Source organism: Mycobacterium sp. 1245805.9 (assembly GCF_001672915.1).
Classification (GTDB): domain Bacteria; phylum Actinomycetota; class Actinomycetes; order Mycobacteriales; family Mycobacteriaceae; genus Mycobacterium.
On sequence record NZ_LZKR01000059.1, the window covers coordinates 1 to 9,523 of the forward strand.

Annotated in this window: 8 protein-coding genes; 3 read left to right on the plus strand and 5 right to left on the minus strand. The window is 69.7% G+C overall.

Annotated elements, in window-relative coordinates; translation table 11 throughout:
• Positions 1 to 19: 19 nt before the first annotated feature.
• Both A9X00_RS09180 and A9X00_RS09185 read right to left on the minus strand, forming a co-directional pair.
• Positions 20 to 694, minus strand: coding sequence for a TrkA family potassium uptake protein (locus A9X00_RS09180; RefSeq protein WP_067152164.1), 675 nt, complete (start codon positions 692 to 694; stop codon positions 20 to 22).
• A complete protein-coding gene (locus tag A9X00_RS09185) occupies positions 691 to 1,374 on the minus strand; it encodes a TrkA family potassium uptake protein (protein WP_067152166.1) in 684 nt (227 codons plus the stop codon). Before A9X00_RS09185 ends, A9X00_RS09180 begins: the two co-directional genes overlap by 4 nt.
• 89 nt (positions 1,375 to 1,463) lie before the next feature.
• On the opposite strand from A9X00_RS09185, the gene A9X00_RS09190 reads away from it, so the two are divergent.
• Together A9X00_RS09190 and A9X00_RS09195 are read left to right on the plus strand one after the other, a co-directional pair.
• Positions 1,464 to 3,458, plus strand: a complete 1,995-nt coding sequence (locus A9X00_RS09190) for an APC family permease (protein ID WP_067152168.1) — start codon at positions 1,464 to 1,466, stop codon at positions 3,456 to 3,458.
• Positions 3,455 to 4,660, plus strand: a complete 1,206-nt coding sequence (locus A9X00_RS09195; RefSeq protein ID WP_156772006.1) for a class I SAM-dependent RNA methyltransferase — start codon at positions 3,455 to 3,457, stop codon at positions 4,658 to 4,660. Before A9X00_RS09190 ends, A9X00_RS09195 begins: the two co-directional genes overlap by 4 nt.
• 82 nt (positions 4,661 to 4,742) lie before the next feature.
• On the opposite strand, the gene A9X00_RS09200 is transcribed toward A9X00_RS09195, so the two are convergent.
• Entirely contained in the window at positions 4,743 to 6,032 is a 1,290-nt protein-coding gene (locus A9X00_RS09200; RefSeq protein WP_067152170.1) for an SLC13 family permease, read from the minus strand.
• A 25-nt stretch (positions 6,033 to 6,057) separates the two neighbouring features.
• A complete protein-coding gene (locus A9X00_RS09205; RefSeq protein WP_067152172.1) occupies positions 6,058 to 6,501 on the minus strand; it encodes a CBS domain-containing protein in 444 nt (147 codons plus the stop codon).
• 53 nt (positions 6,502 to 6,554) lie between these two features.
• Here A9X00_RS09205 and dxs point away from each other — a divergent pair, with 53 nt between their 5' ends.
• On the plus strand, positions 6,555 to 8,468 hold the full coding sequence (gene dxs / locus A9X00_RS09210; protein ID WP_067152174.1) for a 1-deoxy-D-xylulose-5-phosphate synthase: 1,914 nt from the start codon (positions 6,555 to 6,557) through the stop codon (positions 8,466 to 8,468).
• A gap of 120 nt (positions 8,469 to 8,588) precedes the next feature.
• Here dxs and A9X00_RS09215 read toward each other — a convergent pair.
• Positions 8,589 to 9,523, minus strand: a 935-nt coding sequence (locus A9X00_RS09215) for an HRDC domain-containing protein (RefSeq protein WP_067152177.1), incomplete at its 5' end; no start/stop codon positions are given.

Genomic DNA, 9,523 nt, shown 5'->3' on the forward strand with positions numbered 1-9,523 from the left:
GGATTCACACTGAACGCAATTAGCCTGCCGGCTCCGCTTCCGGCAGCAGCAGCTTCTGCAGTTCCTCCTCGGCCTCGGTGACCGCGACGAAAAGCAGTTCGTCGCCGCCCTCGAGCGGCTCGTCGGCCTCCGGCACGATCACCCGCGGGCCGCGCAGGATCGTCACCAGCGCGACGTCACGCGGCAGCTGCAGCCGGCGCACCGGCTTGCCGCCCCACGGCGTGTCGTCGGGAAGGGTGATCTCGACCAGGTTGGCCTGGCCGCGGCGGAATTCCATGAGCCGCACCAGATCACCGACGGCCACGGCCTCCTCGATCAGCGAGGCCAGCATCCGCGGCGTGGACACCGCCACGTCCACGCCCCACGCGTCGGTGAAGAGCCATTCGTTGCGCGGGTCGTTGACCCGGGCCACCACCCGCGGCACGGCGAACTCCGTCTTGGCCAACAGGGACAGCACCACGTTGACCTTGTCGTCCCCGGTCGCGGCGACGACGACGTCGAAGTCCTCCAGGTGTATCGACTGCAGCAGGCTCAGCTCGCAGGTGTCGCCCAGGCGCCAGTGCGCGGCCGGGATGGCGTCGACGTCGACGTGGTCGGGGTTGCGTTCGATCAGCGTGACGTCGTGGTCGTTCTCGACGAGCTCGCGAGTGACCGAGCGGCCGACCGCGCCCGCCCCGGCGACGGCTACTTTCACTTGACGGCTCCCGCCTCGAGGTCCTCACTGGGCGGCAACGCCGCGATGGCCACCGCCTCGGCGGCGCGACCAGAAATCGCGGCGATGTAAACCTGATCGCCGGCCTGGATGACCGTCTTCGGCTCCGGCAACACGCCCGTGCCGAACCGGATGACGAACGCGACGCGCGCGCCGGTGGCCTGCTCCAGCTCGGTGGCGCGGTGCCCCACCCAATCCTCGTGCAGGTCGACCTCGGCCACGGCGACGGTGCCGGTCGGGTCGCGCCACTTGGCGGTCTCGCCTTCCCGGGTGAGCAGGTTGAGCAGGCGGTCGGTGGTCCACGGCACCGTGGCGATGGTGGGAATCCCGAGGCGCTCGTAGACCTCGGCGCGTTTCGCGTCGTAGATCCGGGCGACGACGCGCCCGACACCGAAGGTCTCCCGGGCCAGCCGGGCCGAGATGATGTTGGAGTTGTCGCCGGACGACACCGCCGCGAAGGCGTCGGCGCCCTCGACGCCGGCCCGCAGCAGGACGTCCCGGTCGAAGCCCTGGCCCAGCACCCGCTCGCCGGCAAACTCGGGGCTGAGCCGGTTGAACGCGGTGCTGTCGCGGTCGATGACCGCCACGTCGTGGCCGATTCGGGAGAGCCCGTCGGCCAGCGACGAGCCCACCCGGCCGCAACCCATCACAACCACGCGCACTTGAGGTCCTCCCGGCGGATTCGGCCCGTCGACGAACATTGTTGCCTACGGAACGCTAGCAAGCCCGGGTGGGCTTACTCTTGGCTCTCGTGTCCAAACTTTCGACCGCTGCGCGCCGGCTGCTCATCGGCCGGCCCCAACGCAGCGACCGGCTGAGTCACACACTGCTGCCCAAACGGATCGCCTTGCCGGTGTTCGCCTCCGATGCGCTGTCGTCGGTGGCCTATGCCCCCGAGGAAGTTTTCCTGATGCTCTCGGTCGCCGGGGTCACGGCCTACGCGCTGACGCCCTGGATCGGTCTGGCCGTGGCCGCGGTGATGCTGGTCGTGGTCGCCAGCTACCGCCAGAACGTGCACGCCTACCCGTCCGGCGGCGGCGACTACGAGGTGGTGACCACCAACCTCGGCGACACCGCCGGTCTCGTCGTGGCCAGCGCCCTGATGGTGGATTACGTTCTCACCGTTGCGGTTTCGACGGCGTCGGCGATGTCCAACATCGGCTCGGCGATCCCCGTCGTGGCGCATCACAAGGTGCTGTTCTGTGTGGGTGCCATCCTGGTGGTGATGGCCCTGAACCTGCGCGGGATCCGCGAGTCCGGGGTGGCGTTCGCCATCCCGACCTACGCGTTCATCATCGGGGTGCTCGCCATGATCGGGTGGGGCCTGTTCCGGATCTTCGTGCTGGGCAACCCGCTGCGGGCCGAGTCCGCCGGTTTCCAGATGCATGCCGAGCACGGCCAGGTCGTCGGTTTGGCGTTGGCGTTCCTGGTGGCGCGGTCGTTCTCCTCGGGCTGCGCGGCGCTGACGGGTGTCGAGGCGATCAGCAACGGGGTGCCGGCCTTTCAGAAACCCAAGTCGCGCAACGCGGCGACGACGCTGACGATGCTGGGCGCGATCGCGGTGACCCTGCTGATGGGCATCATCGTGCTGGCCGAGAAGATCGGCGTCCAGCTCGTCGAGGATCCCGCGACGCAGCTGGGCGGTGCCCCGCCGAACTACTACCAGAAGACGTTGGTCACCCAGCTGGCCGAGACCGTGTTCGGCAGCTTCCACATCGGGTTCCTGCTGATCGCCACGGTCACCGCGCTGATCCTGGTGCTGGCGGCCAACACCGCGTTCAACGGGTTCCCGGTGCTGGGTTCGGTTCTGGCGCAGCACAGTTACCTGCCGCGCCAGTTGCACACGCGCGGCGACCGGTTGGCGTTCTCCAACGGGATCCTGTTCCTCTCAGGGGCCGCGCTGCTGGCGATCATCGCGTTCCGCGCCGAGGTGACCGCGCTGATCCAGCTCTACATCGTCGGCGTGTTCATTTCGTTCACGCTGAGTCAGATCGGCATGGTCCGGCACTGGACCCGGTTGCTGCGCACCGAGACCGACCCGCGGATGCGGCGCAAGATGATGCGCTCGCGGGTGGTCAACACGGTCGGGCTGATCTGCACCGGTGCGGTGCTGCTGGTCGTCCTCATCACCAAGTTCGTCGCGGGCGCGTGGATCGCCCTCTTCGCGATGGGCCTGCTGTTCTTGATCATGAAGCTGATCCGCAAGCACTACCACACCGTCAGCCGGGAGTTGGAAGAGCAGGAGGCCGCCCAGCACGACGTCGTCCTGCCCAGCCGCAACCATGCCCTGGTGCTGGTGTCGAAGCTGCACCTGCCGACGCTGCGTGCGCTGGCCTACGCGCGCGCCACCCGCCCGGACTCCCTCGAGGCGCTCACCGTCAGCGTCGACGACGCCGAAACCCGCGACCTGGTGCACAAGTGGGAGGAAAGCGACATCAGTGTGCCACTCAAGGTCATTGCCTCGCCCTACCGTGAAATCACCCGGCCGATAGTCGATTACGTCAAACGTGTCAGCAAGGATTCGCCGCGGACCGTGGTGACGGTGTTCATCCCCGAGTACGTGGTGGGCCACTGGTGGGAGCAGGTGCTGCACAACCAAAGCGCGCTGCGGCTCAAGGGCAGATTGCTGTTCGAGCCCAACGTGATGGTGACTTCCGTTCCGTGGCAATTGAATTCGTCGGAGCGGCTCAAGGCGTTCCAGCCGCACGCCGCGCCCGGCGATGCCCGACGCGGAATCTTCGACTGAGCACTGCATTGAATCCCAACACGCTGACGCTGGTGACCGGCGCCCCGGCCAACGGGGGCAGCTGCGTGGCGCATCATGAGGGCCGGGTCGTGTTCGTCCGCTATGCGCTGCCCGGCGAACGGGTGCGGGCGCGGGTCACCGCCGAGCGCGGATCCTATTGGCACGCAGAGGCTCTCGAGGTGATCGAGCCGTCGGCCGATCGGGTCGATCCGCTGTGCCCCATCGCCGGGGTCGGCGGCGCCGGCTGCTGCGACCTGGCGTTCGCCGCGCCGGAGGCGGCCCGCGCACTCAAGGCGCACGTGGTGGCCAATCAGCTACAGCGGCTGGGCGGACACCAGTGGAGCGGCGCCGAGGCGGGCGCCCAACCGCTGTCGGATTGCGGCCCCACCGGTTGGCGCACCCGGGTGCGGCTGGACGTGGGCGCGGACTGCCGGCCCGGCTTCCACCGCTACCACAGCGACGAGCTGGTGACCGACCTGCGCTGCGCGCAGCTGCCGCCGGGAATGCTGGACGGGCTGGCGGATGCGGATTGGCCCGCGGGCGCGCAGCTGCACGTGGCCGTCGACGACGACGGCCGGCGCCACGTGGTGCGCACCCTGCGCCACGGCGGGCAAACCGCGACCGCCGTGGCGGAGGGCAACTACGAGGCGGTGCAGCGGGTGGGCGCGCGGTCCTGGCGGGTGCCGGTCACCGCGTTCTGGCAGGCCCACCGGGACGCGGCCGGGGTGTACAGCGGCCTCGTCGTCGACTGGGCGCAACCCGCCGCCGGCATGACCGTGTGGGACCTCTACGGCGGCGCCGGCGTTTTCGCCGCCGCGCTCGCCGACGCGGTGGGGGAGTCGGGACGGGTGATGACCGTCGACACCTCGCGCTCGGCGACGCGGGCCGCGCGGACCGCGCTGTCCGACCTGCCGCAGGTCGACGTCGTCACCGACTCGGTCCGCCGGGCGCTGACTTCGCAGCGCGGCAAAGCGGACGTCGCCGTGCTGGATCCGCCGCGCGCCGGTGCCGGGCGCGACGTCATCGACCTGCTTGCCGCGGCCGGGGTGCCGCGCGTGGTCCACATCGGCTGCGAGGCAGCGTCTTTCGCGCGCGACATCGGCCTCTACCGCGGCCATGGCTACGCCGTCGAGAAGATCAGGGTGTTCGACGCGTTCCCGCTGACCCACCACACCGAATGCGTCGCGCTGCTGACGCTTTGAGTCCATTTCCGCGTCGAGACTGCGCTCAGAGTGTGCCCCAAGGCGTTTCGGGCGATCTACACGCAGTCTCGGTGCGAATTATTCAGGCCAACACGAAATAGCGCAGCCACAGGTACAGCGCGGACAGCGCGGCCGAGATCGCCGTCACGACCGCGCCCTTGCGGGTGAATTCCCAAAACGAGATGGGGTTGTCCGCGCGCGCAGCGAGGCCTAGCACGATGACGTTGGCGCTGGCGCCGACGGCGGTCAGATTGCCGCCGAAATCGGTCCCGATCGCGAGCGCCCACCACAACACCCCGGGGTTGACGTGGTCCCCGAGCGCCGGCACCAGGTCGGCGACGATGGGCGCCATCGTCGCGGCGTACGGAACGTTGTTGACGACCCCGCTGATCAACATCGACGCGGCCAGGATCACCATGGTGGCCAACAGGGTGTTGCCGCCGGTCGCGGTGATCGCCAGGTGCGCCAGCTGCTTGACGACGCCCGTCTTCACCAGCGCGCCGACCATGACGAACAACCCGGCGAAGAACAGCAGCGTCTCCCACTCGACGCTGGCCAGGTAGTCCGAATGTTCCAGCCGCGACACCACGATCAGGATCCCGGCGCCCAACAGCGCGACGATGGAGGGCTCCATGTGCAGCGCCGAATGCGCGATGAACGCCGCGAACACCGCCGCCAGCACGACGCCGCAGGCGACCAACAGCCGCCGATCGCGAATGGCCTCCTTCTCTTCCAGCGACATGACGTCGGCGACCCGCTCGGGGTCGACGGCGAAGGAACCGCGAAACAGGCGGGGCAGCAACAGGATCAGGACCGCCATCACGATGATCACCAGCGGCGTCAGATGCAACAGGAAGTCGTTGAACGTCAGGCCGCCCTTGCTGGCGATGATGATGTTCGGCGGGTCGCCGATCAACGTCGCCGTGCCACCGATGTTCGAGGCGAACGCCTCGGCCATCAGGAACGGCGCGGCATTGATCGCCAGCCGGTCACACACCAACAGGGTCACCGGGGCGATCAGCAACACCGTGGTGACGTTGTCGAGTAGGGCCGACGCGATGGCGGTGACGAGCACCAGCAGGATCATCACGCGCAGGGGGGAACCGCGGGCGCGCTTGGCGGACCAGATCGCGACGTACTCGAACACGCCGGTCTGGCGCAGCACGCTGACGATGATCATCATGCCGAGCAGCAAAAAGATGACGTCCCAGTCGATTCCGGTCTCATGCGAGTAGAAGACGTCGTCGGAGTTGATGATCGGCATGGCGACGACGATCGCGGCGCCGGTGAGGGCGACCAGGGTCTTGTTGACGCGGTCGCTGGCGATCAGCGCGTAGGCGACGACGAACACGACGATCGCGACGACGCTCATCGACTGTCCCGGGTGCTCAAGGCTTTTAGTGTTTGAGTGCCGCGGCCAGCAGACGGGATGCCGTGATGACGCCCACCAATGCCTCGTCCTTGACCACGGCGATCAGGGGGCTGCGCAGCCGGGCCATCACCGCGGCGACCTCGATGATGGTGTCGTCCGCGTGCGCCCACGGCACGTTGGTCAGATGGTCGGGCAGCATGTCGCCGACCGTCTTTCCGCCCAGCTTGTCCGCGGCGCGGTCGGCCATGGACTCGTTGAGCACGCCGGCCAACGAGGGGTCGTCCTGCACGTACTTCGGCACGATGAACCGGACCACCTGGGAGGCCGGCAGCACCGCGGAGGGCTTGCCGGACCCGTCGGTGACGACGATCCCGGGCAGCCGGTGCTCGGCGAGCAGGCGGGCGGCGTCGAGGGCGTCGGAGTCGACCGTCACGACCGGGAAGTCCTCGGCGAGTTCCTCGGCGCGCATGGGGGGAACAATAGTCGGGTCGTGATCCGGCCGTAGCTGCGTAGACTGACGGGATGCTGGAACAGATCCGCGGGCCCGCTGATCTGCAGTACCTCTCCCAACAGCAGCTCCGCGATCTGGCAGCCGAGATTCGGCAGTTCCTGATCCACAAGGTCGCTGCGACCGGGGGGCATCTCGGGCCCAACCTCGGCGTCGTCGAGCTGACGCTCGCGCTGCACCGGGTGTTCGACTCGCCGCACGACCCGATCATCTTCGACACCGGCCACCAGGCCTACGTGCACAAGATGCTGACCGGGCGCGCCCAGGACTTCGAGAGCCTGCGCAAGAAGGGCGGCCTGTCGGGGTATCCGTCGCGCGCCGAGAGCGAACACGACTGGGTCGAGTCCAGCCACGCCAGCGCGGCACTGTCCTACGCCGACGGCCTGGCCAAGGCGTTCGAGCTGAGCGGGCACCGCAACCGGCACGTGGTGGCCGTCGTCGGGGACGGCGCGCTCACCGGCGGCATGTGCTGGGAGGCGCTGAACAACATCGCCGCGTCCCGGCGCCCGGTGATCATCGTGGTCAACGACAACGGCCGCAGCTACGCGCCCACCATCGGCGGCGTCGCCGACCACCTGGCCACCCTGCGGCTGCAGCCCGCCTACGAGCAGGCGCTGGAGCGCGGCCGCGACATGGTCCGCTCGCTGCCCCTGTTCGGCCAGATCGCCTACCGCTTCATGCACAGCGTGAAGGCCGGCATCAAGGACTCGCTGTCGCCGCAGCTGCTGTTCACCGACCTGGGCCTGAAGTACGTCGGCCCGGTCGACGGGCACGACGAGCGCGCGGTCGAGGTGGCGCTGCGTCACGCCCGCGGCTTCGGGCGCCCGGTGATCGTGCACGTCGTCACCCGCAAGGGCATGGGCTACGCGCCGGCCCTGGACGACGAGGCCGAGCAGATGCATTCCTGCGGCGTGATCGACCCGGCCACCGGCCAGGCCACCAAGATCGCCGGACCCGGCTGGACGGCCACCTTCTCCGACGCGCTCATCGGCTACGCCCGCAAGCGCCGCGACATCGTCGCGATCACCGCCGCCATGCCCGGCCCCACCGGGCTGACGGCGTTCGGCCAACAGTTCCCGGATCGCCTGTTCGACGTCGGCATCGCCGAGCAGCACGCGATGACGTCGGCGGCCGGCCTCGCGATGGGCGGCATGCACCCGGTGGTGGCCATCTATTCGACGTTCCTCAACCGGGCCTTCGACCAGATCATGATGGACGTGGCGCTGCACCAGCTGCCCGTCACCATGGTGCTGGACCGGGCCGGGATCACCGGCTCCGACGGCGCCAGCCACAACGGCATGTGGGACCTGTCGATGCTGAACATCGTGCCCGGCATCCGGGTGGCCGCGCCGCGCGACGCGACCCGGCTGCGCGAAGAACTCGGCGAGGCCCTGGACGTCGATGACGGCCCGACGGCCCTGCGCTTCCCCAAAGGCGATGTGGGCGAAGACATTCCGGCCATCGAGCGTCGGTCCGGGGTGGACGTGCTCGCGCTGCCCGCCGAAGGGTTGAACCACGACGTGCTGCTCGTCGGCGTCGGCGCGTTCGTGCCGATGGCGTTGCAGGTGGCCAAGCGGCTGCACAACCAGGGCATCGGCGTGACGGTGATCGACCCGCGCTGGGTGCTGCCGGCGTCCGACGGCGTCGTCGAGCTGGCGGCCCAGCACAAGCTCGTCGTCACGTGCGAGGACAACGGCGTCAACGGCGGCGTGGGGTCCGCGGTGTCGGCCGCGCTGCGCCGCGCCGAGATCGACACGCCCTGCCGCGACGTCGGGCTGCCGCAGCAGTTCTACGAGCACGCCTCGCGCGGTGAGGTGCTCGCCGATTTCGGGCTGACCGACCAGGACATCGCCCGCCGCATCACCGGTTGGGTGGCGGCGCTGGGCGCCGCCGTCACCGAGGCCGAGATCCGGGAGCACCTGGACTAGTCGTCGTCGCGAGTGCATTCAGGGCTTTCCGTGTGCGCTCACGGCTTTCGGTGTGACGTGGCGGCGGGATCTCGCCGATTTTTCCGCCCAGGGCTCACACGCAATGCCCACGATTCACACTCAGCGGTCGTCGTCGTCTTCCGGCGGCTGCAACGCCCGGGCCAACACCGGGTCCACCAGCCCCCGCTGCCAGGCCCGCGCCTGCCCGGCGCGCAGGAACGCGTCGACGGCCTCGTCGGGGTCCGGTGATCCTTGCTTGAGGGTGTCCCAGTCCCAGCACAGCCGTCGCACCAGGTCGGGCGCGACCAGGTTCTCGGTGGGGACGTGCACCCGCTCCGACACTTCGCCCAGCGCGGCCCGGGCCGCCTCCAGCCGCGCGGCGGCCTCCGGTTTGCGCCGGGCCCACCGGGACGGCGGCGGCGGACCGTTGGGCGCCTCGGCCTCGTCGGGCGGGTCCTGGGTTTGCCGGGCCGCCTCCAGCGCCGCCAGCCAGACCTCGGCGCTGCGGCGCTGGTTGCGCCCCCCGAACACCGGCAACGCGACCAGGTCCTCGACCGTCTTCGGGTTGGCCAGGGCCGCGTCGATGATCGCCGAATCCGGCAGCACCCGCCTCGGCGCGATGTCGCGGCGCTGGGCGATGCGGTCGCGCGCGGTCCACAGCTCGCGGACCGCCGCCAGGCCCCGCGGGTCGCGCACCCGGTGGATGCCCGACGTACGCCGCCAGCGGTCCCGCTTCACCACCGGGGCGGCGTCCCGGGCGCCCACCTCGCGCAGGTAGTCGAATTCCTCTGCGGCCCAACCGGTTTTGCCCTGTCCGGCGAGCTCGTCGGAGATCGCCGCGCGCAGCTCGATGAGCAATTCCACGTCCAGCGCGGCGTAGTTGAGCCACTCGGCGGGCAGCGGGCGCTTGGACCAGTCGGCGGCGCCGTGGCCCTTGGCCAGCCCTTGGCCCAGCAGCCGCTCGACCATGGTCGCCAGGTTCACCCGGTCGAAGCCGGCCAGCCGCCCCGCGAGCTCCGTGTCGTAGAGCGCGGGCGGCCGCATGCCCACCTCGG

What these genes read in the sequence shown, in the direction of transcription:
- dxs (WP_067152174.1), top strand. Translation starts at nt 6,555, where the DNA reads ATGCTGGAACAGATCCGCGGGCCCGCTGATCTGCAGTACCTCTCCCAA.
- A9X00_RS09200 (WP_067152170.1), bottom strand. Translation starts at nt 6,032, where the DNA reads ATGAGCGTCGTCGCGATCGTCGTGTTCGTCGTCGCCTACGCGCTGATC.
- A9X00_RS09205 (WP_067152172.1), bottom strand. Translation starts at nt 6,501, where the DNA reads ATGCGCGCCGAGGAACTCGCCGAGGACTTCCCGGTCGTGACGGTCGAC.